Raw genomic sequence first — 26,434 nt, 5'->3', positions numbered from 1 at the left:
TCAAAGTTTTTTATGTATTTTTGCACAAAAATAGAAAAAGAGAAATCATAAAGAATGGAAATATGGAAGACAATCTGAAAAAAGACGAAGAATATATGCGCCGTGCGCTGATGGAGGCGCAGGCGGCATTCGACGAAGACGAGATTCCGGTAGGTGCCGTCATCGTTTGCAGGGACCGCATCATCTCGAGAGCCCACAATCTTACGGAGATGCTCACCGATGTTACCGCCCATGCCGAGATGCAGGCGATTACATCCGGAGCGAACATGCTGGGCGGAAAATACCTGAAAGACTGTACCCTCTATGTCACAGTAGAGCCGTGCGTGATGTGCGCCGGAGCCTTGGGATGGTCGCAGATCAGCCGTGTGGTGTATGGTGCCGGAGATGAAAAAAGGGGCTATACCAAATATGCGCCCCAGGCGCTGCATCCTAAGACAATAGTTACATCGGGCGTACTGGAAGATGAATGCCGAGCACTCATGCAGCAATTCTTTGCTAGAAAAAGATAGGACAGTATCAAACTATACACAAAAAAAAGATGATGCACTGAAATGGTGCATCATCTTTTTTGTTTTTCCGGCTTGATGCACCGTTTCGGTGCGTCAACATTTCGTTTCTAATCCAATATTCTTCATTACTTCACGAGAACAACCAGGTACTTGCTGGTGCTCCAGAAGATCTGAGAGTTGGTGATGCGGAGAGTATATTGCTTGTTGGCATCACGAACCAGAGTATAAGAGCTTGAAGGATGAGTAGTGAGCAACTTGGCTGACTTAGAATAAAGCTTGATCTCAGAAACCTCACGGATATCTACCTTTGTAAAGTAGCTCTTGTTGAAGTTACCGGTCATAACCTTACCATTCTCCATGATGTGCTGGTTCTTCAGCTCCTTCTTGGTACCGAATACATACCATGCTGTGTTGAGCTGCTTATCCTGAGCATTGATCACCTCAGTCTTCTTACTGCTTTCCTTGGTAAGGTTGCTGGTCTTGGTGTTCAAGTTGTTGATAGTCTCATCAAGAGCTGCAATATGGATATCCTTGCTATCCAACTCCTCACGGAGTGCCTGGAGCTGCTTCTCCTTCTCAACCAGCAGCTTCTGCAGGTTCTCGATGGTCTTCTTGAGCTGGTCGCCCTGGATAGAGCTGTTAGCCAACTGCTTCTGCAACTTGGCGAGGAGCTCCTTGTTCTGCTTCATGCGAGTAGCGATAAACTGCACATCCTCCTTGAGTTTCTGTCTCTTGGTGGCACCCTCGCCATTCTTCAAGAGCACCACGCGGTTCTCAGCCTCATTGATCTGGTTGAGACCATCCTCAATCTCATTCAGAGTACCCAGCATATCATTCAGTTCACTATCCTTCTGCGCAATGATGCTGTTGAGCGAATCTGCTTGAGCCGCATTGTTAGCGGCATTGTTCTTGCCGTCGTTACATCCAGTTAAAACAAAGGCTGCGAGGCATGCCATCATTAATAGCTTTTTCATAATCCTTCTCCTTTTTGTTAATTTTATAATTAATACTTTCTTTATTTATTATTCTTACGCTCTTCGCGTCGCTTTTCCTTCAATTCCTCCTTCAGCTGCTTGGGATCCTTACCCGCCAGCACGATGACGAACTCGCCGCGCGGTTCCGTCTCCTGAAAGTGGGCGATTACCTCGGCAAGGCTTCCACGCACACTTTCCTCGTGCAGCTTCGAGATTTCACGGCAGCAGCTCACCTGTCTGTCTTCTCCAAAAACCTCGGCAAACTGCTGCAAGGTCTTCACCACTCTATAGGGTGACTCGTAGAAGATCATGGTGCGCACCTCATCCTTGAGAGATTCCAGATAGGTTTGTCTGCCCTTCTTCTGCGGGATGAATCCCTCGAAGCAGAATCTGTCGCAAGGTAATCCGGACGACACGATGGCTGGGATGCAAGCCGTAGGTCCCGGAAGGGTCTGCACGGTGATGCCTGCTTTCGCAGCCTCACGAGCCAGATAGAAACCAGGGTCGCTGATGCCTGGGGTTCCTGCATCACTGATCAAGGCGATGGTCTCACCAGCCTTCAATCGCTCTACGATGCCAGCCGATGTGCCATGCTCATTAAACTTATGATGCGCCACTAATCGATTTTTAATATCGAAATGCTTAAGCAGGACGCTCGATGTCCGAGTGTCCTCAGCGAGCACCATATCTGCCTCTTTCAAGACACGGATGGCTCGCATTGTCATGTCCTCCATATTGCCTACTGGAGTCGGTACGATATATAATATGCCCATAAGTGGGTACAAATGTAGTTAATTAATCTTTCATAGCAAAAAAAAACTGCGTATCTTTGCATTTTTTAAAACCTTATTAGTAATTTTGTCCCCGAAATGACTGAAATACTGAATGGGGAGGCACACCGTCCCGGAAGAATTGAAGTGGTGTGCGGATCGATGTTCTCCGGAAAAACCGAGGAACTGATCCGAAGAATGAAGCGTGCCAACTTCGCCAGACAGAAGGTGGAAATCTTCAAGCCGGCGATAGATACGCGCTACTCCGAAGACAATGTAGTGAGCCATGACCAGAATTCTATCCGATCTACTCCTATTGAATCTTCCGGATCGATTTTGCTATTGGCTTCGGATATCGACGTGGTCGGTATCGACGAGGCTCAGTTTCTGGACAATGGATTGGTGGAGGTCTGCAACGAACTCGCCAACCGCGGCGTACGCGTCATCGTGGCGGGGCTGGATATGGATTTCAAGGGGGTTCCCTTCGGTCCGATTCCTGCACTCTGTGCCATCGCCGACGAGGTGACCAAGGTGCACGCCATCTGCGTGAAGTGCGGTGCACTGGCATACGTCAGCCATCGACTGGTGGCTAACGACAAGCGCGTGCTCCTGGGTGAGCAGGATGAATACGAGCCGCTCTGCAGAGACTGCTACCAGAAAGCCATCAGCCAGGAGAAATAGAAGAAAGTATCAAAATTCAAAGTTCAAGGTAAATGAGTAAGGAGATTACATTCGACAAGTTCATCAGATGGGCTGGTATAGTTACCCTCGTCATTGCAGTACTCTACATCACCAACTATCTGAGTGAGGTACTGCTTCCTTTCTTTATAGCATGGTTTTTCGCATACCTGCTCTATCCCGTCGTGAAGTTCATCGAGCAAAAACTCCATGTCAAGGTTCGTGCCATCTCCATTCTTCTGGCAATGGGAGCTGCGATTGCCATCGTGGGGGGTGTCATCTGGCTCATCATCCCACCGATGATTGACCAGTTTGACAAACTGGGAGAAGTGTTGACCCGATGGGTTCATCAAACCACCCATACCAACAATCTCACGATGCTGATCAAGGAGTGGCTGCAGGACAACCAGACCACCATAGAACGGTTCTTGAAGAGCAAGGACTTCAGCGATGCCCTGAAGACCACGATGCCGAAGGTTTTCTCGGTAGTGAGCCAGACGGCAACCGTACTGATGAGTATCGTGGCATCCATGATTACCTTATTATATATGTTCTTCATCCTGCTCGATTACGAAACCCTGACAGCCAACTGGGTGCGCATCTTCCCGAAGAAGAACCGTCCGTTCTGGTCGGCACTGATGAAGGATGTAGAGCGCGAGCTCAACAACTATATCCGAGGCCAGGGAATGGTGGCGCTCTGTATGGGCATCATGTTCTGCATCGGCTTCACCATCATCGGTTTCCCGATGGCGATTGGTCTGGGCATTCTGATCGGCATCATGGACCTGGTACCGTATCTTCATACCTTTGCCCTCATTCCTACGGCATTCCTGGCAATGCTCAAGGCGGCAGATACGGGACAGAACTTCTGGGTAGTCTTCGGACTGGCGGTATTGGTATTCTGCGTGGTGCAGGTGATTACGGATATGGTGGTTACACCGAAGATTATGGGCAAGGCGATGGGCTTGAACCCAGCCATCCTGCTCCTGAGTCTTTCGATATGGGGTGCTCTGCTAGGCTTCCTGGGGCTGATTGTTGCCCTTCCGCTCACTACCCTTCTCATAGCTTATTGGCAGCGGTATGTAACGAGAGAAAAGCCGCAATATGAAGAGAATTTAGGGCCGGATCTACCGGAAACTGCCTCAGAAACGGGCAAAATAGAAGAAAAACAATAAAAAAACGACTAAATATTTGGTGATTTCAAAAAATAGTCGTACCTTTGCACTCGCTTTTGAACATAAAGTTAGAGATTGACTCGCTAGCTCAGCAGGTAGAGCACAACACTTTTAATGTTGGGGTCATGGGTTCGAGCCCCATGCGAGTCACAGTCTCAGAAAAGGACTTCCCTTAACGGAAAGTCCTTTTTTCGTATATGGTTCGGGGAGGTGGATTCTTTTAACTCTCATTAACTAAAAACAGATGCAAGATTCTTGCTTTTCTGCGTTTTATATAATGGAATGTAGGGCAAAAATGCCCTCGGATACCAAAAGGTGCCGGAAAGATTCCCACATAGAAACAAAAAATTAGAATAAAATAAAATTTCATAAGATAACAATAACAAAATACAATTTCATAAAACAATGAAGAAAATTACATTATTCTCAATCCTGGCTGTACTCTTTGCAGCTATGTCATTCACCTCTTGTAATACTGACGGTGACAACGGTATGCAGCTTCCAACCAAGCAGGAAGCCTATAACATGATGCTGACCGTAGGCGGTTCTCACCTGTGCGGTATCCTCTTCCCTGCTGATAAAAACAACAATATCCTGGAGAAGGACAGTATTGTTACCAGCATCTCTATCAATCCATCAGACAGTACGTACTACATCAGCAACTTCCCTGTTAAGTTGTTGGCTAAGTATGTGAAGAACGAGAAATACAGCAAGTTGATTTCAGAAGTACCAAATCAGACTTTGTCTGGAAAGCTTTACTCTATGGACGCAACAACCCCTTTCTTCTATACAGCAACAAACAACATCACTTTCAAGGATGAGCAGAACAACAATTATACTATGATATTCTATGCTGGCAATGGATATGCTGCTGCAGGATTAGACAAAACCAAGAAGAACTTCCTGCTCTATCTCACACCAGGCGCTATCTATAATGGCAATGAAATTGTGAATGATGCATTTAAGACAGCTGTAGGTACATACGGTTCTGTTCCATACATCATGGTTCTGACATTCAAGAAATAAAAAGAATCTCCCTGTGATTCTAATTCAAATTCAAGAAATTAAGTTAATACTCTTTTAAATACAAACAACTTACAAATATATGGTCTGAATTTATCACTCAGCGTGAAAACTACATAAAAAGGCGCAATAGCTATCCTGCTATCGCGCCTTACTTTTTTATCCTATATTTCAGTATCCTAATCTTTCTTCCAGAGCTTGCTCATATCCTCCAAGCTCTTGCCCTTGGTTTCAGGTACCAGCTTCCATACGAAGATGGCTGCAACGATACAGATGGCACCATACAGACCATAGGTAAACCAATGACCGAAATCATCGCCCGGAGTAAGGTGCATATTGAACATCGGTACAAAGGTAGAGCTGACGATGAAGTTGAATATCCACTGGAAAGCTACGGCAATCGCCACAGCCGCACCACGGATGGTATTCGGGAAAAGCTCGGCGATAAGCACCCAGGCAATAGGTCCCCATGAGAACATAAAGCTGGCACTATATACCATGATACTCAGCATGGTAACCGTACTCAAGGCTTCATTTCCAAAGGTCAAGGCTACGCCCAAGGCTCCTGCTGCCATGCCGATGGAACCAAAGATAAGCAATGGCTTGCGACCCAGCTTCTCTACCGTAAAGACGGCAACCAGCGTAAACGAAATATTCACAATACCCATGATGACGGTCTGAACCATCGGATTACCCATTCCCATATCCTGGAAGATACGAGGCGCATAATAGAGCACCGCATTGATACCCACTGCCTGCTGGAATACAGAAAGCATCACGCCCACAAAGATACACATAAAGCCATAGGAGAAGAGCTTCTCGGTCTTCACGGTCACCGTATTCCTGATATCGTGGATAATCTCGCGTGCCTTCTCTGAACCATTAATCTTGGCAAGCACGCCGTATGCCTTCTCATCCTGTCCGATCATCACGAGATAACGAGGAGTCTCAGGTACGAAGCAGATCAGGAAAGTGAACAGTCCTGCCGGAACCATCTCGCTACCAAACATATATCTCCAGCCCGTCTCGATGGTCCACTGCGCATCCACCATATTGGCGATGGCACCCGCAGCATCATAGATAGGATTGGCATGGGGACCCATAATGATGAAATTGACGAAGTAAACCACCAGCTGACCGAAGATGATGGCAAACTGATTGCAGCTCACCAACATACCGCGCATATTGCTCGGAGCGATTTCGCCGATATACATCGGACAGATGGCTGAAGCCATACCTACACCGATACCACCCAGCACACGATAGAAGTTGAATACCACCAGCAACGTCCAGTCGGCATGTCCCTGAGGCAGGAGATAAGATTCCGGTTCCATGGATCCCCAGGCAGAGAGGAAGAAGCAGACACCCGCAAAGATGAGCGAGCGCTTGCGACCCAGCCTGCTGGCGAAAAGACCGGAAAGCGAACTACCGATGATACAGCCGATCAGCGCACTGGAAGAAGTGAATCCGTGCATCACATCGGTGTATTCGAAATCACCGGCACCCTTGAAGAATGCCTGCAAACCCTTCTCGGCACCTGATATCACTGCGGTATCGTAACCGAAAAGCAAGCCACCCAATACGGCGACCATCACAATCGAGAAAAGATAGGCCTTAGAGCCCGTTTGTTGATGTTCCATTTTACTTTAGGTTATTTTTTTATTTGTTTATTTTTATATTTTTATCTGTTTATTTTAAAATAATACGCATAATCTGCACATTTCCCCTATTTTTTTTGTAAATTTGCAACCAAAATAAGAGCACATAGATATTACGTAATATGAACATCGCAGAATTCTTACATCAAAAGGGCGACAAAAGAGGCTTCTCTTTCGAGGTTTTGCCACCTCTCAAGGGTAATGGCACTGCGGCTCTCTTCCGCACCATCGACAGCCTCAAGGACTTCGGTCCACGGTTTATCAACATTACCACACACCACAGCGAGTATGTTTACAAGGAACTGGAAAACGGTCTCCTCACTCGTCAGCGTGTGCGTCGCCGCCCTGGCACCGTTGCCATCGCAGGCGCAATCCAGAACAAGTACGACATCCCTGTCATCCCTCACATCATCTGTAGCGGTGCCACGAAGGAAGACATCGAATACGAATTGCTCGATCTCCAGTTTCTGGGCATCAGCAATATCCTTGTGCTGAGAGGTGACAAGGCGAAGGAAGACCGACAGTTTACTCCAACAGAAAACGGTCATTCCAATGCCACCGACCTGCTGAAGCAAGTAAACCAGTTTAACGACGGTTTCTTCTTCGACGGCACCCCGATCAAGCATCCGGGTGATAAATTCTGCTGTGGCGTAGCCTGCTATCCGGAGAAGCACGAAGAGGCTCCCAATCTGGAGATGGATATGCAGCATCTCCTGGAGAAGCAGCAGTTGGGCGCTGACTATGCCATCACCCAGCTCTTCTACGACAACGAGAAATTCTATGCTTTCGTTGAGAAGGCTCGCCAGATGGGCATCACCATCCCTATCGTTCCGGCGCTGAAGCCATTCGCCAAGCTGAGTCAGCTCACCATGGTACCAAAGACCTTCCATTGCGACATCCCGGAAGCTCTGGCGCAGGAGGTTTTGAAGTGCAAGAGCGATGAAGATGCCAAGGCACTCGGTATCGAGTGGACGACTGCCCAGGTGAAAGATCTCTTCAATCACGGATACAATCATATCCATTTCTTCACCGTTTCGGCGGTGGATAGCGTGAAACAGATAGCTAAAATTTTATTTTAAAGTTCAATGTTAAATGTTAAATAGTGAAGTGATAGGTCAGCAAGATATATGGAACCGTCTGATGGAGATGGTTCAGGAGAATCGTGTGCCTCATGCACTGATGTTCTGCGGTCCACAAGGTTGTGGAAAGCTGGCAGTGGCGCTGGCTTTTGCCAGCTATCTACTGGGCGATTCCCCGATGTTGAGAAAATGGGAGCATCCCGACCTGCACTTCACCTTCCCTACAATCAAGACATCCGAGATGAGCGGCGACCATACGCCCGTAAGTCTCGACTTTAAGAAAGAATGGCGTGAGATGCTCCTCCAGGAAGGTCCGTATGTGCTGATCAGCGACTGGATGCAGCGCATGGGCAAGACTGATGCCGACTTCAACAAGCAGGCAATCATCACCGCCGATGAGACCGACAATCTTTCGAGAGAACTGAGCATGATGTCGAGTCAAGGCGGATACAAGATCAGTCTGATATGGTTGCCGGAGCGTATGAACCTCACGAGTGCCAACAAGATATTGAAACTGCTGGAAGAGCCGCCTCATCAGACACTCTTCCTCCTGGTAAGCGAACAGCCGGAACTTCTGCTCGAAACCATCAGAAGCCGTGCACAGCGTATCGACCTGAAAAAGATTGAAACTTCCGAGGTGGAGAAAGCGCTCATAGAAAGAAGAGCGCTGGATGCAGAAGCAGCCCACCGCATCGCCCGAATCGCCAACGGCAACTGGAACCATGCATTGGAGGAGCTGGACTCTGGCAATGAAAACCGCCAGCATCTGGATATGTTCATCATGCTGATGCGCCTCTCCTATATGCGCAACATCCACGATTTGAAGAAGTGGAGCGAGGTGGTTGCCACCTTCGGCAGAGAGAAGCAGAAGCGAATGCTCGATTACTTCATGCACATGCTACGCGAGAGTTTCATGTATAATTTCCGCCAGCCGGAACTCAATTATATGACACAGGAGGAGGAGAATTTCGCCAGGAACTTCGCCCGATTCATCAACGAGGCGAATATCATCGACATCTCCAATCTCTTCGAGGAAAGCAAGCGATTCATCGCCCAGAATGCCAACCCGAAAATCGTGTTCTTCGACCTGGCGCTGAAGAATATCGTTCTGCTCATCAGAAAATAAAGGAAATACATCCCCCGAAAGGGCAATATATATTAATCAATAAATAGAAAACATCGTGAATCAATAAATAGAATACATCGTGGATTATAAAAATATGAAATTCAAAATGTGGAATGGCTGCGATAGAGGTCTATGCTGCAAGGCTGTGGGACGACAGGACCGACAGCTCAACACATACGACTGGCTAGCCGACGTGCCAGGAAACGCTGAGAGCACCGACCTGGTGGAAGTGCAATTTAAAAATACCCGAAAGGGATATTATCACAATGTTAACAACCTCGACCTCAAGAAGGGCGACATCGTGGCTGTAGAGGCTAACCCGGGTCACGACGTGGGTGTAGTAACATTAACCGGCCGACTGGTAAAACTGCAGATCAAGAAGGCAAATCTCAAGTCGCAGGATGACATCAAGCGAATCTACCGACTTGCCAAGCAGGTGGACCTCGACAAGGCAAAGGAAGCCAAGAGCCGCGAACACGACACCATGATCCAGAGCCGTCAGATAGCCAAGGACCTGGGTCTGAAGATGAAAATCGGCGACGTGGAGTATCAGGGCGATGGCAACAAGGCCATCTTCTACTATATCGCTGATGAGCGTGTAGATTTCCGCCAGCTCATCAAGGTACTTGCCGATACCTTCCATGTCCGTATCGAGATGAAGCAGATTGGTGCACGTCAGGAGGCTGGCCGTATCGGCGGTACCGGTCCTTGCGGCAGAGAGCTCTGCTGCGCTACCTGGATGAAGAACTTCGTAAGTGTGAGCACCAATGCTGCACGCTACCAGGACATCTCGCTCAACCCTCAGAAGTTGGCTGGCATGTGCGCCAAACTGAAGTGCTGCCTCAACTACGAGGTAGATAACTATGTAGAGGCAAGCCGAAAGATGCCACCTAAGGATGCCGTGCTTCAGACTGCCGACGGCGAGTTCCATCAGTTCAAGGTAGATATCCTTGCCGGACTCATCACCTACTCTTCTGACAAGAACTTGGCTTCCAACCTGGAAACCATCACAGCAGAACGTGCCAAGGAAATCATTGAGATGAATAAACAGGGCGAGAAACCGCTCAGCCTGATGGAGAATGGCAAGATGAAGGAAACTTCCAAGAGCATCGATCTGCTCAATGAGTCTGATCTCAGCCGATTTGATAAGGCGAAGAAAAAGAAGAAGAATAAGAACCGCAATGCAAATCGCCCTGAAAAGGGAGATAACCGTCAGCCAAACGGCAACCGTCCAGAAAAGAACGAGAACCGCCAGCCAAACGGTAACAACCGCAACAGGGATAATAGAAACAAGGGACCTCGCCAGCAGGGAAACAGACCTCAGCAGGGCAATAACAACAAGCCAAAGCAGGCAAGCAACAACAAGCCTCAGCAGGGCGAGAATAACAAGCCTCAGCAGGGCGAAAATAACAAGCCACAGGAGGACAAGAAGTAAAAATGAAAAGACTGATTCATTTCGTTTTCATACTGGTGGCAACCATAGCCTTCAGCGCTTGCAATCATGCCAAGGTATATGATGAATATGCCCACACGCCGATTGCAGGATGGGAGAAGAACGATACCCTATCGTTCGAAATCCCTCCGATGGCTGCCACCGGCTATTACCGGCAGAGCCTGGGTCTGAGAACCACAGGTGCCTATCCGTTTACGGCATTGACACTCATCGTGAACCAGACCATCTACCCTGCCAACAAGGGCAAGCGTATCGAGAAGACTGATACCCTACTCTGCCAGCTCATCAACCAGCATGGCGAGAACAAGGGACAGGGCATCAGCTACTATCAGTACAACTTCCCTATCAATATCTATAAGATAAACAGAGGCGATTCCATCCATATCGCCATCCGCCATGATATGAAGCGAGAAATTCTTCCGGGTGTAAGCGACATCGGAGTGAAAATAACGAAAAATGACCAATGAGACGTATCTCACTGGTCATTTTTTATGCTGTAAAATCTAGCTTCTTACCAGGTTTCTTCCGGCATCAATACGCAGGAAGATGAAAAGCAGGATGGTAAAGCCCCAGAGCGAACTACCTCCATAACTGAAGAACGGAAGCGGAATGCCGATTACCGGCGTCAGTCCCAGCACCATTCCCACATTAATAAATAGGTGGAACAGGAATACCGAAAGCACACAGTAGCCGTATATTCGTCCGAACTTGAAAGGTTGTCGCTCCGCCAGATGTATCAATCTCAATATCAACATCAAGAAGAGCAGCAGCACGCCTGCCGAACCCAGGAATCCTTCCTCCTCTCCTACCGTACAGAAGATGAAGTCGGTATCCTGCTCAGGCACGAACTTCAGCTTGGTCTGGGTTCCGTTCAGGAATCCCTTTCCCTGCAAGCCACCCGAACCGATGGCTATCTCACTCTGATGCACATTATATCCGGCACCAGCCAGATCTTCGTCCAATCCCAGCAGCACGTTGATACGCACTCGCTGGTGAGGTTCCATCACGTTGTTCAGCACGTAATCGGCACTGTAGAAGAAGGCAATACTTCCCATTGCGAATATCGAAATCAGGAAATAGTTGCGGAAGCGGGTCCTCAGACCGTGATACACCAGGAATCCAATCATCACCGCACAGAGCAGCAGCTGCACCCATACGATGTCAAACGGAATGATGTAGGTGGAGAAGAGTGCAAAGATGAGCGTGATGCCCACCGAGTAGCACAGGATGATGAGAGCATGCTTCCTGTTGCCCGTATAGCTGTTCACCAGTCCTGCCGTGAAGATCTGCACCAGCAGCAGCACCGTGAATTTTCCCACCGAGGTGTAGGTATCCCACATCGTCACGTTCTCGTACTTGATACCCACCACAAAGTAAACCACCATCGAGACTCCGGTAAAGAGGATGGCACCCGGCATTCCCTCGCGGTAAAGCATCAGGAAAAAGGCGGAATATACCAATGCCGAACCCGTCTCGCGCTGTCCCACGATACATATCATAGGCAAAATGATGATGCCCATAGCCGCCATGAAATGCTTCATCTTATGGATATTGAATCCATAGCTGCACATAAACTTTGCCACAGCCAGCGCCGTAGCAAACTTACCGAACTCGGCAGGCTGCAGTCGCAGCGGTCCCAGCACCAGCCAGGAGTGCGAACCCTTGATGCTATGCGGATTGAAGATCGTGGCAAAAAGCAGCAATATCAGCACGGCATAGATCACGTAGGCGAAGGTATCGAAAAAACGGTCGTCCATCATCAGGATGACGAAGCCCAGCGCAATGGAGGTACCTATCCATATAATCTGCATACCCGAACGGGCACCCAGACTGAAGATATCGTTGTCGCCATAGGTATAACTGGCACCGCAGACACTGATCCAGCCGAAGCAGAGCAATGCCAGATAGATGCCGATGGTCCACCAGTCGAGCGAACGGAGAATACCAGCTGGTTGTTTATTATCTGATTGAGCCATTGTCTTTATTATTCAATAAATTGAAACTGCAGTCTCAGGATAGAAACTGCAGTTTTGATTTGAAACTTCAGTATATTATCTGCTACTAGAACCGTAGGCAATTCTTCGGGCCTGCATCTGTGCCGCCTGACTTTCAGAAGCAGGAGAAAGCTTTCCCTTCAGATACTGCTCCATCATCAAACCACCGATAGGCACACCATAGTCGGCACCCCATCCACCATTCTCCACATACACGGCGATGGCGATTCTCGGATTGTTCATCGGAGCAAAGCCCATGAATACAGAGTGGTCGTGACCACGGTTCTGAGCCGTACCGGTCTTGCCGCAAGCCTCGAAGTCGTAACGGGAGAGCATCTTACAGGTACCCTTCAGTGCCGAACTTCTCATACCAGCCACCACATAGTCATAGGCTCGCTTCGAAGCCTTGGTGTAATGACGGCGGGTATAAAGCGTATCGAGCGGTTCGCCCTGCACCTTACGCACTACGTGAGGCACATAGTAATAGCCTCGGTTGGCGATGGTGGCACCCAGATTGGCAATCTGCAGAGGAGTGAGGTTCACCTCACCCTGTCCGATAGAGATACTGATGATGGTAAGTCCGTTCCAGGAACCCTTGTAGGCCTTGTCATAGAACTGTGCATTTGGAATCAGACCTCGCTTCTCGCCCGGCAGATCGATGCCCAGCTTATAGCCGAATCCCATACTCACCATATAGTCTTTCCATACGGTCATTGCCTCCTGCACCGAGCCATACTTCTTCTTGTTGCCTATCATATAATAAAGTCCCCAGCAGAAGTAACCGTTGCAGGAGGTACTGATGGCATCTACCAGCTCAATAGGCGACGGGTGACCATGACATCCCACATGCAGACCCTTGTAAGAGAAACCGTGATTACATGGGAAGGCTGTGCCCGGAGTGATGATTCCCTCGGTAAGATAGGTCAGCGCCTGGGAAGTCTTGAAGGTAGAACCCGGAGGATACTGTCCCATGATACTACGATTCAGGAGCGGTTTCCAAGGGTTCTGCGAGAGCCACTTGTGCATCTTTCCTCTATTCTTACCCACCAGTCGGCGCGGATCATAGGTAGGAGAAGAAACCATCGCCAGCACCGACCCGTCTCTTGGGTCGATGGCCACGATACTTCCAATCTTGCCCTGCAGCAGTCTTTCGCCCAGAGCCTGAAGGTTGACATCGATACCCAGCGTCAGGTCCTTACCGGCAACAGGCCGCTGGTCGAGTTTTCCGTTCTGATAGCTTCCCTGTATTCTTCCGCGGGCATCGCGAAGCATAATCTTCACGCCCTTGGTACCTCGAAGCTCCTTCTCGAAATGCTTCTCCAGTCCCAGCTTACCGATATAGTCACCCGGCTGATAGTAGTCATCCTCCTCTATATCGCTTGGCGAAACCTCACCCACATCTCCCAGTACATGGGCAGCGTATGGATAGACATATTCTCTCACACTTCGCTTCTGCACATAGAAACCAGGGAACCGGAACATCTTCTCCTGGAAGACGCTGAAGTCCTTGTCAGAAAGCTGACTCATGAAGAGCTGCTGGGTATATCGCGAGTATCCGGGATTCTTGTTTCTGTCCTTGATGGTCTCCATTCGCTTCTCGAAAGCCTCCTTGGTAATGCCCAGGGAGTTGCAGAAGTCCATCGTATCCAGACGTCCCTCCTGCTCCTTCATCACCACCATGATATCATAGGAAGGCGAATTATACACCATCAGCTTGCCGTTTCTGTCGTAGATGGCGCCACGCGAAGGGAACTCAATCTGCTTCAGGAAGGCATTGGAATCGGCATTCTTCTTATAATCCTCACTCATAATCTGAAGCGTAAAGAGACGAATGGCGTATATGACTACAATTGCTATAGCCACACCACCAATCACATACTTACGCTTATCAAGATTGTAATCCACCATATTATATATATAGCTGAAATTTTTTGTTTGATCTTTTACTGTTCTCTGTCTTCCAGCAAGGTCCTATCCCTTGCGGAAGCTCTCCAATGCCATGATGAGGAGCATCGTGATGGCTGTACCGCCACCGATGCGGAGGAGCCACTCCATCCAATTGAAGAAATTGAAGGTCTCCAGAGTAAAGAATACCAGATTATAAACGAGTACGATAACCAACGTGTAGAGAACATACGAACCGACACCGATGGTGCGCATAGACGGCTCCAGGTCGTCGGCACTGTCTCTTGGCACGAAGAGTTCGAAAAGATAAGGCTGAAGCAGTCCGATGAAGGTCATCGAAGCTGCAGCTACTCCCGGCGTATTGGCAAACACGTCGATACAAAGTCCCATCATGAAGCTCCACAGCATCACCGACCAGCGTGGATGGTTTCTGCGGAAATGGAGCACCATGAAAATATACAGCAAGGGGGTGGCGCAGTTGAACAAGTGGATATGGTTGAACACCAATCCCTGCACCAGCACGAGCACCACGAAGATGCCGAGTCGTTTTATCAAATCTATACTCATTGCTACTTATATATCTCCTCTTACTATGATCTTTTAATTTTTACCTTTGGCATTGCCGTCGGGCATGATACTATCCTGTGCAGCACGCATAATCTGAAGGCGTTCCTTCATCACGGCATCATCGATGACGCAGACATCACGCAGACGGGCAAAGTCGGTAGAAAGTCTCAACTGTACTCTATACGACAATCCATCAGCAGAATTAAACACGTGCAGAATCTTGCCCACTCTTACTCCCGGAGGGAACACAGCCGAATAGCCACTCGTTACTACGTAGTCACCCAGCTTGAAGTGGGCATGGCGTGGCACCTCTTCCAGATATGCCAGTTCCGAAACGCCACCCTTCCATCGCAGATAGCCGAAATAGCCTCTGCCCTGGATGGTACAACTGATATTCGACTTCACGTTGAGCACTGGTATCACGATGCTGTAATGCTGAGCCACGAGATACACGATGCCCACCACTCCTGTACCGCTTATCACACCCATATCCTTATGGATGCCATCAGCGCTACCCTTGTCGATGGTAATCAGGTTGTCCGGCTTGTCCAGGCTGTTGGCCACCACCTTGGCAGGGATGAGTCGGTAATTCTGAAGCAGCGCAAACTGGTCGCGGTGATAGATGGCACTATCCTTGGTTACCCCATAGAGGCTGTCGCTCAGCTGCTGCACCTGCTGCTCCAGATAGGCATTCCGCTGGGTAAGCTCCTGGTTCACCTTGGTCAGGGAGAAGAAAGTCTCCACGTTGGCATCCCATTCATAGATCTTGCCCGTCACGGCATTGGCTGTAGAAAACCACGCACTGCCCTGGTAGCTGTTATACTGGAACAGAAGCACCATGCTCACCACCTCCAGAATCACGAAGACAAACCAATGGTTGTATTTCTGCAAAAACTCTAAAAGGTTGTGCATACTTTAAAAAATGAATCTGTATATGATTAAAATTCCGCAAATGGGCACAAGTGGTCCAGATGCGGAATTTAAATATCTTGAAATTATCTCATCAGGAATGAGAAACGATCCACATTCTTCAATGCGATACCGGCACCCTTAGCCACACTGTGCAATGGATCCTCGGCGATATGGAATGGGATGTTGATCTTGTCCTGGAGTCGCTTGTCGAGACCGCGGAGCAGAGCACCACCACCTGAAAGCCAGATACCGTTCTTCACGATGTCGGCATAAAGCTCTGGTGGAGTATTCTCGAGAGCTGAGAGTACTGCATTCTCAATCTTGGCTACAGTCTTGTCCAGACAGTGAGCAATCTCCTGATAGCATACAGGCACCTCCATTGGGAGCGCTGTGATACGGTTAGGACCGTGAACGATGAAGTCCTCAGGAGCCTCATCTCCCAGATCTGTCAGGGCAGAACCCACATGAATCTTGATACGCTCAGCCATACGCTCGGAAACCTTCACGTTGTGCTGGCGGCTCATATACTCCTGGATGTCGGCTGTCAAATCGTCACCGGCTGTACGGATAGAGTTGTTGGATACGATACCACCCAGAGAGATGACTGCAATCTCGGTGCTACCACCACCTATATCAACTATCATGTTACCTTCTGGTGCCTCTACATCGATACCGATACCGATAGCAGCAGCCATAGGTTCAAAAATCAAATATACGTCGCGACCGTCGGCATGCTCGGCAGAGTCGCGTACGGCACGGAGCTCTACCTCAGTAGAACCAGAAGGTACACCAATCACCATACGGAGTGAAGGTGAGAACAATCGGCTTCCTGTATGAACCATCTTGATAAGTCCACGCATCATCTGCTCGCAGGCAGTAAAGTCGGCGATAACGCCATCACGCAAAGGACGGATTGTACGGATGTTGTCATGAGTCTTCTCGTACATCATCTTTGCCTTCTCGCCTACGGCAATCATTTTGTCGGTGCGGCGGTCGAGGGCAACAACAGAAGGTTCGTCCACTACAATCTTATCATCACTGATAATGATGGTATTGGCGGTACCCAAGTCCATTGCGATTTCCTGAATAAATGAAAAAAATCCCATTTGCTAATGTAAATCTAATATTTTAAGCTTAAAATCTTTCCTTTGTAGTCATCTTCCCGCCCTCGCTTTCAAGAGCGGGAAGAGTTGCGAGATGAATAGGTTTACCTCTTTATTACTTGGCAAACCAAGCGTGGATAGCAGTATCATAGTGAGAACTTACGCCGAATGCACGCTCTGCGAACATCTTGCGGTCCTCAATGTCGGTTTCAGCACCCTTCTTCTTCAGGATGTCGAGAAGTACACTGTACTCAGCCTTGCTAGGAACGATAACCACGTCCTTGAAGTTCTTGGCACCGGCACGGATCAGGGAGATACCGCCGATATCTATCTTCTCAATGATGTCGGCATCGCTGGCGCCGCTGGCTACAGTCTGCTCAAATGGATAGAGATCCACGATAACGAGGTCGATAGAAGGAATCTCATACTCCTTCATCTGCTCCTGGTCGCCCTCATTGTCGCGACGGGCCAGGATACCTCCAAATATTTTTGGATGAAGAGTCTTCACACGACCACCGAGGATTGATGGATATGTGGTGACATCCTCAACTTTTTCACATTCATAACCCAAAGATTCGATAAACTTCTGAGTACCACCTGTGCTCAGGAACTTAACACCCTCTTCATTCAACTTGGCGAGCAACTCGTCCAAGCCATCCTTGTGAAAGACAGACACCAAAGCTGTCTTGATCTTCTTTGTTTCAGCCATTGACTTTATATATTACGATTTTTTATATTCAATATGGTTTCTAAAAACGCTGCAAAGATACAAAGAATATTTGGAATACACAAATATTTAATACCTATTATCACATTATTTAAAGGATATTTGCGATAAATCAAGTAATGGTTCAGCCATTTTGACAGAAGCTTTTCTGCGAATAGGGAAAAAGGAAGGAAAAAACAGACAAAATGTCAGAAAAACGCCAAAAAACACGCAATGGGCACGCTATTCGCATCCACGGATTGTGATGCCGGAAGCCAGCAAGGCTGAAGCATCATCCAAGGCTGAAAGTCCGGAAGAACTGAAGCCAGACAACAAGAAGTAGAACAAAATAACATTTAGAAAGGAGATCAAGATATGACATTCGACAAATTTACAATCAAGGCGCAGGAAGCGGTGCAGGCCGCTGTGAACATAGCGCAGAGAAATGGTCAGCAGACCATCGAACCGGTGCATCTTCTCAGTGGTATCATCGAGAAGGCACCTGATGTAACCAACTACATCTTCCAGAAGCTGGGCATGAACGGCAACCAGATTGCCATGCTCCTGCAGCAGGAGATGCAGCACCTGCCTCGTGTGCAGGGTGCTGGTCAGCCATACCTCTCGGGCGATACCAACCAGATATTGATCAACGCCGAGGACATCGCCAAGAAGATGGGAGATGAATTCGTAAGCGTGGAGCCTATCCTCCTCGCTATCCTCAAAGGCAACTCTACCGCTACCCGAATCCTCAAGGATGCCGGTGCCAACGAGAAGGACCTCACCGCAGCCATCCAGGCTTTGCGACAGGGCCAGAACGTGAAGAGCCAGAGTGCCGACGAGAACTATCAGAGTCTTGAAAAGTACGCCAAGAACCTCGTTGAACAGGCTCGCAGCGGCAAGCTCGACCCGGTTATCGGACGTGATGAAGAGATTCGCCGTGTGCTCCAGATTCTCTCTCGCCGCACCAAGAACAACCCAATTCTGATTGGTGAGCCTGGTACAGGTAAAACCGCTATTGTTGAGGGACTTGCAGAGCGTATCGTTCGTGGCGACGTGCCTGAGAACCTGAAGAACAAGCAGCTCTATTCGCTCGATATGGGTGCACTGGTTGCCGGTGCCAAATACAAGGGTGAATTCGAGGAGCGCCTGAAGAGCGTCATCAAGGAGGTAACCAATGCCAATGGTCAGATTATCCTCTTCATCGATGAGATTCATACCCTGGTAGGTGCTGGCGGTGGCGAGGGTGCCATGGATGCTGCCAACATTCTGAAGCCTGCCTTGGCTCGTGGCGAACTGAGAGCCATCGGTGCCACTACCCTCAACGAGTATCAGAAGTACTTCGAGAAGGATAAGGCACTGGAGCGTCGATTCCAGACTGTGATGGTGAATGAGCCAGACGAGGTAGATGCCATCAGCATTCTTCGTGGTATCAAGGAGCGTTATGAGAACCACCACAAGGTTCGTATTCAGGATGATGCCTGCATAGCAGCTGTCAAGTTATCTGAGAGATATATTTCTGACAGATTTCTCCCGGATAAGGCCATCGACCTGATGGATGAAGCCGCAGCCAAGCTCCGTATGGAACGTGACTCCGTGCCAGAGGAACTGGATGAAATCACCCGCCACTTGAAGCAGTTGGAAATTGAACGTGAGGCAATTAAGCGTGAGAACGACCAACCTAAGATTCTGCAGCTCGACAAGGAGATTGCAGAGTTGAAGGATAAGGAGCACGACTTCCGTGCAAAGTGGGAAGGCGAAAAGGCTCTTGTTAACAAAATTCAGCAAGACAAGCAGGAGATAGAGAACCTCAAGTTCGAGGCTGAGCGCATGGAGCGTGAAGGCAATTATGAGCGTGTAGCCGAGATTCGCTACTCTAAGCTGGTAGCCCTTGAAGAGGATATCAAGAAGATTCAGGAGCAGCTGAAGAGCACCCAGGGCGGTGAGGCAATGATCCGTGAAGAGGTGACAGCCGATGATATTGCAGAGGTAGTAAGCCGCTGGACCGGAATACCAGTGAGCCGAATGATGCAGAGCGAACGTGAGAAACTACTCCATCTGGAGGAGGAACTCCACAAGAGAGTCATCGGTCAGGACGAGGCAATCACTGCCGTAAGTGATGCCGTTCGCCGCAGCCGTGCCGGTTTGCAGGATCCAAAGCGTCCTATCGCCAGCTTCATCTTCCTCGGCACCACCGGTGTAGGTAAGACCGAGCTTGCCAAGGCACTTGCCGAGTATCTCTTCAACGACGAGTCGATGATGACGCGAATTGATATGAGCGAATATCAGGAAAAGTTCAGTGTCACCCGTTTGATTGGAGCGCCTCCGGGGTATGTAGGATACGATGAGGGTGGCCAGTTGACCGAGGCTGTTCGCCGCAAGCCATACAGTGTGGTTCTCTTCGATGAGATTGAGAAGGCTCATCCAGATGTCTTCAACACCCTGCTCCAGGTATTGGACGATGGCCGATTGACCGACAACAAGGGTCGTGTAGTCAACTTCAAGAACACCATCATCATCATGACTTCCAATGCGAGCCGCGAGATGTTGAAGAAGACCTTCCGTCCAGAGTTCCTGAACCGTATCGACGACATCATCACCTTCCAGCCATTGACCAAGGATCAGATTGCCAAGGTTGTGGAGTTGCAAATGAACAGAGCCAAGAAGATGTTGGAGCCTCAGGGCTTCGATCTCCGCTGGACTCCAGCCGCCATCGGTTATCTTGCCGAGGTAGGTTACGACCCAGAGTTTGGTGCCCGCCCAGTAAAGCGTGCCATCCAGGATTACGTTCTGAACGATTTGAGCAAGAAGATTCTTGCCGAGAAAGTAAGTCGCGAGAAGCCAATCACCATTGACTACTCAGAGGCAAACGGCATCGAGTTCAAGAATCTCTAAAAGATAGATTTTTATCATTTCCTATTATATGAAAAAGGTTCCTTCGGGGAGTAACATCCTCGAAGGGACCTTTTTTCATGCATGCATTCCCCAACTTTTTGGGGAATATTTCCACATGGTTTCCTCACATTCCACACCATTCATTTTTGGCACAAAACGTATAAACACCTGATTATCAACACAAAGTCATTTTTCTCATCTTTTTGGCACGCAGATTGTGACTATGATAAGCGGGTTCGATAATGAATCCACAAACAAATAAGTAACATCAATTAGTAACAATTTAAAAAAGATAAGATTATGAAGAAGTTTATGTTTGCAGCTATCGCAGCTTTGGTTATGGTTTCAGTAAGCAACGTTTTTGCATCAAGCAAAATGGTAAGTAACGCTCAGGTTGCTCCTGTTGATACAGTAGCTCCAAATGCACCTTCCGATTCATTGGCAGTAGATGCTCCTGTTCAGCCACAGGCTGCAGCAGAGGATTCTACCCAGCAGGGAACAACTGAGCAGAAGGAGACTACAGAACAGCAGACAGCAGATCAGACAGCTACAGAGCAGCAGACGATTGCTGAATAATAAAATAGGAAAAGACAGTTCATTTTGCAGGCGTTATACAAGAAAGAATAGATTAGGTTAGTTTTTTTAAAGGTAATAAGACTTATTCAGGTTTCCATAGAATTTACATGATTTTCAAATATAAGATAGAATTTTAGGTTCGGTTTAGTGAAAAGTGAAGTCTGTTGGCAGTGATGCCAGCAGACTTCTTGCGTTTTTGGGATCCCTCCTCTTTCTGTTTTTTCATTACCACTTGATGAATCTTTGTAACTTTGGCTTCAAATCCTCATACTGGGAATAATCATATACCAAACACTTATTAGCATCCTTGAAAGGGATAACAGCATGGTATTCGCCTGCAGCAAAGCAATCAATTTGATAAGGATGATAGGTCAAGACGATACCTTCTGGAAGTACTGCGAAATGAGTCAGAGGAAAATCCTTTTCGGTAAATGCCTTTTCAGTGTATCCCGTCCATCCTGCCCATTCATCACAGGAGTAGTTATGTACGAGAAATGACTGCATCACCTCATCCATACCACTTGTATCAACCATAGGACAATGGAAGGAGAATATGCTATTGGTAAAATACTCCCATGAACTTTCCCGTTCATAGTTGAAATCATATTCTTTCTTCAAACTCTCCAAAACCAGATGTCGGAAGCGTTGCAGCATAGCTGGTTTCACAGTGTTGCCAACATCCACAAATACACCTTTCTTCTTGTCGTATGTGATGTAATTCTCACGAGGCAAATCATGAAAGCCCCCATTGTAAAGGCTCGCCCTATAGTAATAGGTGGTATAGTCTTGACAATCCACAACCTTCTTCACCTTGATATCGCAAGTCATTCTCACTTCCAACGTATCTTCTATCTGGTACTCTGCCCGACAGAGCTTCTCCCACAACACGCCATAATCATCCAACGAATGCAGCATATCCCTAAGTGATGTACACTTGCCTACAGAAATATCTTTGCTGCTTTCCAACTGGAAGAACGCATCATCCCTTACAGCAGTCATCATCCATTCACGGATTGACCTGTCAGCACCAGTATTACCCTTAGGAATTTCCAAATCCACAGTAAAACCGGCATCCATACTTTCGTACTTGTTTCTTGGCTTGATATGATAGTCCTTTATCGTCCTTTCGACAGATATATCTTTTGATTCGGCAATCTTTCTCGAATGATATAAGTCGCCAAATGGAACTTCTATCGTTTGGGCACCAGCCACTAAAGTCAAGAGCCCCTTTTTCCTGGATATCTGACAATACACATCATCCTGAAGTCCAAAGCATTTCCCATCAGAGAAACATAGCGTATCAGAACTTGCGAAAAGAAACAAGTCATTCCATTCACCAAGATAACACAGTCCTGAAGCATTGCAAGAAGGTGCGAACAACACCTTTTTGTTCTTAATGTCATAAACATCCTTCTCGTCTATACAAACATATTCAGTCGTATTATCAATTGATGTAATATCTGATGCTCCGATTTGCGGATAATAGAAACCGTTGCGTTCATACTTTAGAAGGTAGCATGGTGTCTTTTCATCGGAATGTTCATAGTTCCAAACGATAAACAGACTGTCACCAATTCGTTCTTGAATGGTGAACGTATCACCATCCAAGACAAGGGTATCTTCTTCAATGACTTTCCCTTTTAATCCGACTCCCATACGCAAACCATGACAGCCAGTAAGAACTGCAAGCATAAGGATTATAAACAATAGTTTTTTCATAATGTAATATCCTCTGTTACTTTCATATCATCGTATTCGTCGTCCCAGTATATCATTGGAGCTAAATCTTCTCTAAATTCTGGTTCTCTCAACTTTTCCAATTTGTTTTCAACCTCATCTTTTGATTTTGCAAATACAAAGCAACGCCACCAATAATTGTCGCTGAGATAATCACATTCATCAAACCAAAGATGATGTCTCACGAGCTGCCCTACATATACACCATCCTTGGATATTCCATTATGCGAATAGTCAGCATTCTCGTAAATATCCTTAAACGTAGTTCCGAGAACATGTATTTGCTCTGTAATCTTAATTTTCTTCATATCGATTTCCCCTAATCCGTGTCGGGCACAACTTTTATTGTTACTTCTTTCTAGTCATCAACCATTCAATCAGTAGGTTCACCTCCTTGCTCAACATTCCAGCAGTTGCCGGAAGCTTATGGGGGCGAATGACAACCATACCGATGGAATATTTTGGGTTATCAGCTGGAAAACAGCCCACAAACGTAAATTCATCAAAACATCTTTTATTGTAGTCGTATTGAAGGATATTGTATCTACCTGCCTGTTTTACACCTCTTTGCTTGAAAGACAGAGCCAGTTCTATGGCATTGTTCGTCTTTGTTGTGTCACTGATAGCCCAGATATTCTTTTTGAATGGTACATATATCATGTCACCACATCCCTCACACTCGTCATCCAATTGTTTCTCCAATGATGCCCATGCTAATACTTCTGATGTTGTGGCATCAATAACGGCTATTTGCCCATATATACCATCTGTTTCCAGCATCATATTTCTATCTAATAGGTTATAGCATGAGTCTATAAGTTCTTTGTCTGCTAATGGACAAATATCAACACTATCGTTGAAATAGGAAACTTCTTTTCTCTGAGCATAGACACCTACGCAATAGAATGCAAGTGCTACACATACAGTAAACCGCATAGCATAAATAGCAAATACCTTGAATTTCATATTTCGATACCCTAATTCGTGTCGGGCGCAACTTCTAAGTTAGTTATTTTGTCTGTTTATGAGATATAGAGCATTGAAGTAACCATTCCTATCACCAAAGAATATAAAAATCCCCTCTGTTCACCACTGATGGTTCCTTCATCCAAGGTTTTTGCTTCATGATTTAATGTTTCAATACCCTCATTGCTATTATATACATGAGAAGAACTACAGCTGGCGTTTATCCTCCAACGCGTCAGACTTGATTTTATTCTGCGCATTCTTCCCTATATGCCATCCATCGCACCATGCACATTTGTATACCGAGAAATGCACACCATGCTTTTTACCCATAGCCTCAGCAGCTCTTAATGCCACCTTCTTATTCGGATAAGAAATCTTTGGTTTTCCACTACGACGAGATATATGGCTATACTCGCTGAATATCCCAAAGGCATTGTGCGTGACAAAAATGTTTCGCCATGCACCCTTTCTTGTCAACTGATTCCAAATGGCAAGAATACAATTTTTAAAACTTATTCTACATACATTCATCGGCTATAAATTTCTTTATAAAGTTTTATTATTAGTGTTATATGGCTACTATTTAACTAATTGCGCTATGGTCATATGCTGCCCCGTAGGAACGTAACCTTACGTATATCACTTCTGCAATCGATACCCAAGAAGATGTTTTACAAACTCTTCTTTTTTACGGAGAGGGTTCGCAAAAGCTATTTTCATAAGGTAGTCCAGACATTCCTTGACGGCTGATCCTGGTTTGATGCCTTTCAAGTCCATTATTTCCTTGCCTGTAAGTGGCAACTTGTAGCCGAACATGGCAGAACCTTCAGCCTTCATTGCCTCTGTGCGACTAAGGATAAACTCCACCTGTTTAGGCATACACTTGTCAGCAGCATAAGCATTATTGTCAGCATCAATGATAGTCATAAGATTACGGAATCGTTCTTCAGTCTTACACTCGTATTGGAGTCGTCGAAGTTTCTTGTCCTTCATATACTCACATTCAGATCCCCATGTTTTGCAAATCATGTGGTTGCGAACAAGGAAAGTTACCTCCTTGATGATTTCGTTGCTGAATTTCAAAGGACGAAGTAGTTCATCTATCATTTCTCCGCTCTTCAATTCATGCTTCAAGAAATGAATCTTGCCGTCTTCTTCAGTACAGACACGAATCTTTCCGATATCGTGTAGTAGGGCAGATATGCGAAGAATCATATTGTCATCTTTTGTTCCTTCCAATACCATCATCGTATGTTCCCATACAGTGCCGAAGTGATACTCATTCTGTGTCATTGAGTACGTTTCTTCCAGTTCCGGGATGACATAGTGCATGGCTCCTATCTTGCGAAGGAGTTCCATTGCCATTATAGGGTGCTTGCAGGTGAGCATCTTGCAGAACTCATCTTTTACTCGCTCTTTAGTGATAATTTCCAGTCGGCTGACATTGCGAACCATACCCTCGTATGTATCATACTCAATCTCCCAACCATAACGACTTGCGAACCTTATACATCGCAGGATGCGAAGAGGGTCATCGTCGTATATTGTATCAGGATCGTTAGGTGTTCGTATGATGTGGTTCTTAATGTCATCGACTCCTTTACCGGTAATGTCCACAATCTCACCAGTTGAGATATTTGTATAGAGTGCATTAATTGTAAGGTCTCTACGCATACAGTCATCCTCGATGCTACCGAAAGCAGTCTCAGGATTACGGCAAGAGTGGTCGAAGTACTTTTCTTTGCGTGTCTGAACGAACTCCAGTTCTACCTCAGGGAACTCATTCAAATGGAGCATGGCCGTACCATAGTTAGGATAAACAGTAACGCCTTTGGTTGTATAACCATTATCACGCAACCATTCCGCAAAACGAATACCACCGCCTTGGAGTGACACGCACATATCAATGTCCTTTATCTCCAGGCCCATGATTTCGTCTCTTACACATCCACCAACAGTGAATACGTGACCTTCCCATTCAGTACCGATAATGAGTCTTCTAAGAAAGTCTTTTATCTGTATATATCGTCCTTTTTTCATCGTATATTAATGTTTTACGTATAGGCTTGTTTCAAGTAGTAAGCCTTGACAAGATACATACATAGAAACGAGCCTTGTATTATATAAACTTTGTTGTCTTGCCTCTCCAAAGATCATCTGCAACATGCAAGACAACATCGTGGAGTTCAAGATTGTCCTTGAAAGACTGCGGGATTGCATCATAACCAACGACAGCACCAAGGATATTGCCAGTCACGGCTCCAGTGGAGTCGCTGTCGCCCCTATGGTTTACAGAGGCAATCAGTGCCTGCTCAAAGTTGTTAAAATACTTGACGGTACAATATATTGCCATAGCCAAGGCTTCATCACCCGTCCAGCCTTCACCGATGGTCTCTATGTTTTCAACATCCGATGCAGACGAATCGACAAGACCAAGAGCCTTGTCGGTCAAAGCTCGAAGTTCTGCGATATATGCAGTCTCATTTGGATAGAGAGCTAACAACATATCGTAACCATCTGACAAATAATCCTTGAAGTCATCCACTGTGGGACTGTCCTTCTGCACTATTCTGTAGATAACATGTGCTTCCAATGCTGATGATAGCCAACCGAGAGGATGCTGGTGGG

General features: G+C 46.9%; 26 protein-coding genes and 1 tRNA gene. 12 read left to right on the top strand and 15 right to left on the bottom strand.

The window, feature by feature from the left end:
• The first annotated feature begins 62 nt into the window (after window positions 1-62).
• The gene (locus AAAT87_RS04465; protein ID WP_296972687.1) at window positions 63-509 is read left to right on the top strand and encodes a nucleoside deaminase; all 447 of its coding nucleotides are present in this window, start codon (window positions 63-65) and stop codon (window positions 507-509) included.
• Between the two features lie 125 nt (window positions 510-634).
• Here AAAT87_RS04465 and AAAT87_RS04460 read toward each other — a convergent pair whose 3' ends face one another.
• Both AAAT87_RS04460 and rsmI read right to left on the bottom strand, forming a co-directional pair.
• Complete coding sequence (locus AAAT87_RS04460) at window positions 635-1,483, bottom strand: Cbp1 family collagen-binding glycoprotein adhesin (RefSeq protein ID WP_349225751.1); 849 nt, start codon at window positions 1,481-1,483, stop codon at window positions 635-637.
• A 41-nt stretch (window positions 1,484-1,524) separates the two neighbouring features.
• Window positions 1,525-2,256: a 16S rRNA (cytidine(1402)-2'-O)-methyltransferase gene (gene rsmI, locus AAAT87_RS04455; protein WP_117661377.1), complete on the bottom strand. Its 732-nt coding sequence runs from the start codon at window positions 2,254-2,256 to the stop codon at window positions 1,525-1,527.
• 96 nt (window positions 2,257-2,352) lie between these two features.
• On the opposite strand from rsmI, the gene AAAT87_RS04450 reads away from it, so the two are divergent.
• The 4 genes from AAAT87_RS04450 to AAAT87_RS04435 all read left to right on the top strand — a co-directional run bounded on the left by AAAT87_RS04450 (window position 2,353) and on the right by AAAT87_RS04435 (window position 5,132).
• Window positions 2,353-2,934, top strand: a complete 582-nt coding sequence (locus tag AAAT87_RS04450) for a thymidine kinase (protein WP_295024045.1) — start codon at window positions 2,353-2,355, stop codon at window positions 2,932-2,934.
• A 32-nt stretch (window positions 2,935-2,966) separates the two neighbouring features.
• Window positions 2,967-4,106: an AI-2E family transporter gene (locus AAAT87_RS04445; protein WP_295024044.1), complete on the top strand. Its 1,140-nt coding sequence runs from the start codon at window positions 2,967-2,969 to the stop codon at window positions 4,104-4,106.
• Window positions 4,107-4,183: 77 nt separating this feature from the next.
• Window positions 4,184-4,256: transfer RNA gene (locus AAAT87_RS04440), tRNA-Lys, on the top strand.
• A gap of 255 nt (window positions 4,257-4,511) precedes the next feature.
• Entirely contained in the window at window positions 4,512-5,132 is a 621-nt protein-coding gene (locus AAAT87_RS04435; protein WP_349225750.1) for a DUF4840 domain-containing protein, read from the top strand.
• 176 nt (window positions 5,133-5,308) lie between these two features.
• Here AAAT87_RS04435 and xylE read toward each other — a convergent pair whose 3' ends face one another.
• Window positions 5,309-6,769 carry a D-xylose transporter XylE gene (gene xylE, locus AAAT87_RS04430; RefSeq protein WP_295024040.1) on the bottom strand — a complete coding sequence of 487 codons (1,461 nt, stop codon included), beginning with the start codon at window positions 6,767-6,769 and terminating at the stop codon, window positions 5,309-5,311.
• Window positions 6,770-6,909: 140 nt separating this feature from the next.
• Between xylE and AAAT87_RS04425 the strand changes: the two genes are divergently transcribed.
• The 4 genes from AAAT87_RS04425 to AAAT87_RS04410 all read left to right on the top strand — a co-directional run bounded on the left by AAAT87_RS04425 (window position 6,910) and on the right by AAAT87_RS04410 (window position 10,912).
• Window positions 6,910-7,866, top strand: coding sequence for a methylenetetrahydrofolate reductase (locus AAAT87_RS04425; RefSeq protein ID WP_295024038.1), 957 nt, complete (start codon window positions 6,910-6,912; stop codon window positions 7,864-7,866).
• A 13-nt stretch (window positions 7,867-7,879) separates the two neighbouring features.
• On the top strand, window positions 7,880-8,992 hold the full coding sequence (locus tag AAAT87_RS04420; RefSeq protein ID WP_349225749.1) for a DNA polymerase III subunit: 1,113 nt from the start codon (window positions 7,880-7,882) through the stop codon (window positions 8,990-8,992).
• Between the two features lie 79 nt (window positions 8,993-9,071).
• A complete protein-coding gene (locus AAAT87_RS04415) occupies window positions 9,072-10,427 on the top strand; it encodes a PSP1 domain-containing protein (RefSeq protein WP_296972693.1) in 1,356 nt (451 codons plus the stop codon).
• Between the two features lie 2 nt (window positions 10,428-10,429).
• Window positions 10,430-10,912: a gliding motility lipoprotein GldH gene (locus AAAT87_RS04410; protein ID WP_089544047.1), complete on the top strand. Its 483-nt coding sequence runs from the start codon at window positions 10,430-10,432 to the stop codon at window positions 10,910-10,912.
• Between the two features lie 36 nt (window positions 10,913-10,948).
• Here AAAT87_RS04410 and rodA read toward each other — a convergent pair whose 3' ends face one another.
• The 6 genes from rodA to AAAT87_RS04380 form a co-directional block, all read right to left on the bottom strand.
• A complete protein-coding gene (rodA, locus tag AAAT87_RS04405; protein ID WP_089544048.1) occupies window positions 10,949-12,421 on the bottom strand; it encodes a rod shape-determining protein RodA in 1,473 nt (490 codons plus the stop codon).
• Window positions 12,422-12,496: 75 nt separating this feature from the next.
• On the bottom strand, window positions 12,497-14,347 hold the full coding sequence (gene mrdA, locus AAAT87_RS04400; protein WP_295025223.1) for a penicillin-binding protein 2: 1,851 nt from the start codon (window positions 14,345-14,347) through the stop codon (window positions 12,497-12,499).
• Window positions 14,348-14,410: 63 nt separating this feature from the next.
• Window positions 14,411-14,911, bottom strand: coding sequence for a rod shape-determining protein MreD (mreD, locus tag AAAT87_RS04395; protein ID WP_293462393.1), 501 nt, complete (start codon window positions 14,909-14,911; stop codon window positions 14,411-14,413).
• 33 nt (window positions 14,912-14,944) lie between these two features.
• Entirely contained in the window at window positions 14,945-15,823 is an 879-nt protein-coding gene (gene mreC / locus AAAT87_RS04390; RefSeq protein ID WP_089544051.1) for a rod shape-determining protein MreC, read from the bottom strand.
• A gap of 83 nt (window positions 15,824-15,906) precedes the next feature.
• The gene (locus AAAT87_RS04385; protein WP_006847875.1) at window positions 15,907-16,929 is read right to left on the bottom strand and encodes a rod shape-determining protein; all 1,023 of its coding nucleotides are present in this window, start codon (window positions 16,927-16,929) and stop codon (window positions 15,907-15,909) included.
• A 112-nt stretch (window positions 16,930-17,041) separates the two neighbouring features.
• Window positions 17,042-17,635 (bottom strand): IMP cyclohydrolase, encoded by a 594-nt coding sequence (locus AAAT87_RS04380; RefSeq protein ID WP_089544052.1) that lies wholly within the window; start codon window positions 17,633-17,635, stop codon window positions 17,042-17,044.
• A 151-nt stretch (window positions 17,636-17,786) separates the two neighbouring features.
• On the opposite strand from AAAT87_RS04380, the gene AAAT87_RS04375 reads away from it, so the two are divergent.
• From AAAT87_RS04375 to AAAT87_RS04365, 3 genes are all read left to right on the top strand, one after another.
• Window positions 17,787-17,975, top strand: a complete 189-nt coding sequence (locus AAAT87_RS04375) for a hypothetical protein (protein WP_349225748.1) — start codon at window positions 17,787-17,789, stop codon at window positions 17,973-17,975.
• Window positions 17,976-18,007: 32 nt separating this feature from the next.
• Entirely contained in the window at window positions 18,008-20,524 is a 2,517-nt protein-coding gene (gene clpB / locus AAAT87_RS04370) for an ATP-dependent chaperone ClpB (RefSeq protein WP_298529096.1), read from the top strand.
• Between the two features lie 300 nt (window positions 20,525-20,824).
• Window positions 20,825-21,100, top strand: a complete 276-nt coding sequence (locus AAAT87_RS04365; protein ID WP_349225747.1) for a hypothetical protein — start codon at window positions 20,825-20,827, stop codon at window positions 21,098-21,100.
• A gap of 225 nt (window positions 21,101-21,325) precedes the next feature.
• On the opposite strand, the gene AAAT87_RS04360 is transcribed toward AAAT87_RS04365, so the two are convergent.
• The 6 genes from AAAT87_RS04360 to AAAT87_RS04335 form a co-directional block, all read right to left on the bottom strand.
• Window positions 21,326-22,819 (bottom strand): DUF3298 domain-containing protein, encoded by a 1,494-nt coding sequence (locus AAAT87_RS04360; RefSeq protein WP_349225746.1) that lies wholly within the window; start codon window positions 22,817-22,819, stop codon window positions 21,326-21,328.
• Complete coding sequence (locus AAAT87_RS04355) at window positions 22,816-23,145, bottom strand: hypothetical protein (RefSeq protein WP_349225745.1); 330 nt, start codon at window positions 23,143-23,145, stop codon at window positions 22,816-22,818. Before AAAT87_RS04355 ends, AAAT87_RS04360 begins: the two co-directional genes overlap by 4 nt.
• A gap of 40 nt (window positions 23,146-23,185) precedes the next feature.
• Window positions 23,186-23,803, bottom strand: coding sequence for a hypothetical protein (locus AAAT87_RS04350; RefSeq protein WP_349225744.1), 618 nt, complete (start codon window positions 23,801-23,803; stop codon window positions 23,186-23,188).
• 207 nt (window positions 23,804-24,010) lie between these two features.
• Window positions 24,011-24,160 carry a hypothetical protein gene (locus tag AAAT87_RS04345; RefSeq protein ID WP_158577332.1) on the bottom strand — a complete coding sequence of 50 codons (150 nt, stop codon included), beginning with the start codon at window positions 24,158-24,160 and terminating at the stop codon, window positions 24,011-24,013.
• 285 nt (window positions 24,161-24,445) lie between these two features.
• A complete protein-coding gene (locus AAAT87_RS04340) occupies window positions 24,446-25,846 on the bottom strand; it encodes a CCA tRNA nucleotidyltransferase (RefSeq protein WP_349225743.1) in 1,401 nt (466 codons plus the stop codon).
• A gap of 79 nt (window positions 25,847-25,925) precedes the next feature.
• Window positions 25,926-26,434, bottom strand: a 509-nt coding sequence (locus AAAT87_RS04335) for an ADP-ribosylglycohydrolase family protein (protein ID WP_349225742.1), incomplete at its 5' end; no start/stop codon positions are given.

Origin of the sequence: Segatella sinensis, assembly GCF_040095255.1 — a bacterium.
GTDB lineage: Bacteria > Bacteroidota > Bacteroidia > Bacteroidales > Bacteroidaceae > Prevotella > Prevotella sinensis.
This window is presented reverse-complemented; position numbering and strand designations above follow the sequence as displayed.

Bases quoted from the DNA above. Each gene is read 5' to 3' on its own strand.
- AAAT87_RS04460 (WP_349225751.1), bottom strand. From the start codon at position 1,483: ATGAAAAAGCTATTAATGATGGCATGCCTCGCAGCCTTTGTTTTAACT.
- mreD (WP_293462393.1), bottom strand. From the start codon at position 14,911: ATGAGTATAGATTTGATAAAACGACTCGGCATCTTCGTGGTGCTCGTG.
- AAAT87_RS04385 (WP_006847875.1), bottom strand. From the start codon at position 16,929: ATGGGATTTTTTTCATTTATTCAGGAAATCGCAATGGACTTGGGTACC.
- AAAT87_RS04360 (WP_349225746.1), bottom strand. From the start codon at position 22,819: ATGAAAAAACTATTGTTTATAATCCTTATGCTTGCAGTTCTTACTGGC.
- clpB (WP_298529096.1), top strand. From the start codon at position 18,008: ATGACATTCGACAAATTTACAATCAAGGCGCAGGAAGCGGTGCAGGCC.
- AAAT87_RS04340 (WP_349225743.1), bottom strand. From the start codon at position 25,846: ATGAAAAAAGGACGATATATACAGATAAAAGACTTTCTTAGAAGACTC.
- AAAT87_RS04350 (WP_349225744.1), bottom strand. From the start codon at position 23,803: ATGAAATTCAAGGTATTTGCTATTTATGCTATGCGGTTTACTGTATGT.
- AAAT87_RS04355 (WP_349225745.1), bottom strand. From the start codon at position 23,145: ATGAAGAAAATTAAGATTACAGAGCAAATACATGTTCTCGGAACTACG.
- AAAT87_RS04410 (WP_089544047.1), top strand. From the start codon at position 10,430: ATGAAAAGACTGATTCATTTCGTTTTCATACTGGTGGCAACCATAGCC.
- mreC (WP_089544051.1), bottom strand. From the start codon at position 15,823: ATGCACAACCTTTTAGAGTTTTTGCAGAAATACAACCATTGGTTTGTC.
- xylE (WP_295024040.1), bottom strand. From the start codon at position 6,769: ATGGAACATCAACAAACGGGCTCTAAGGCCTATCTTTTCTCGATTGTG.
- rodA (WP_089544048.1), bottom strand. From the start codon at position 12,421: ATGGCTCAATCAGATAATAAACAACCAGCTGGTATTCTCCGTTCGCTC.
- rsmI (WP_117661377.1), bottom strand. From the start codon at position 2,256: ATGGGCATATTATATATCGTACCGACTCCAGTAGGCAATATGGAGGAC.
- AAAT87_RS04465 (WP_296972687.1), top strand. From the start codon at position 63: ATGGAAGACAATCTGAAAAAAGACGAAGAATATATGCGCCGTGCGCTG.
- AAAT87_RS04435 (WP_349225750.1), top strand. From the start codon at position 4,512: ATGAAGAAAATTACATTATTCTCAATCCTGGCTGTACTCTTTGCAGCT.
- AAAT87_RS04445 (WP_295024044.1), top strand. From the start codon at position 2,967: ATGAGTAAGGAGATTACATTCGACAAGTTCATCAGATGGGCTGGTATA.
- AAAT87_RS04420 (WP_349225749.1), top strand. From the start codon at position 7,880: ATGTTAAATAGTGAAGTGATAGGTCAGCAAGATATATGGAACCGTCTG.
- AAAT87_RS04365 (WP_349225747.1), top strand. From the start codon at position 20,825: ATGAAGAAGTTTATGTTTGCAGCTATCGCAGCTTTGGTTATGGTTTCA.
- AAAT87_RS04380 (WP_089544052.1), bottom strand. From the start codon at position 17,635: ATGGCTGAAACAAAGAAGATCAAGACAGCTTTGGTGTCTGTCTTTCAC.
- AAAT87_RS04425 (WP_295024038.1), top strand. From the start codon at position 6,910: ATGAACATCGCAGAATTCTTACATCAAAAGGGCGACAAAAGAGGCTTC.
- mrdA (WP_295025223.1), bottom strand. From the start codon at position 14,347: ATGGTGGATTACAATCTTGATAAGCGTAAGTATGTGATTGGTGGTGTG.
- AAAT87_RS04450 (WP_295024045.1), top strand. From the start codon at position 2,353: ATGACTGAAATACTGAATGGGGAGGCACACCGTCCCGGAAGAATTGAA.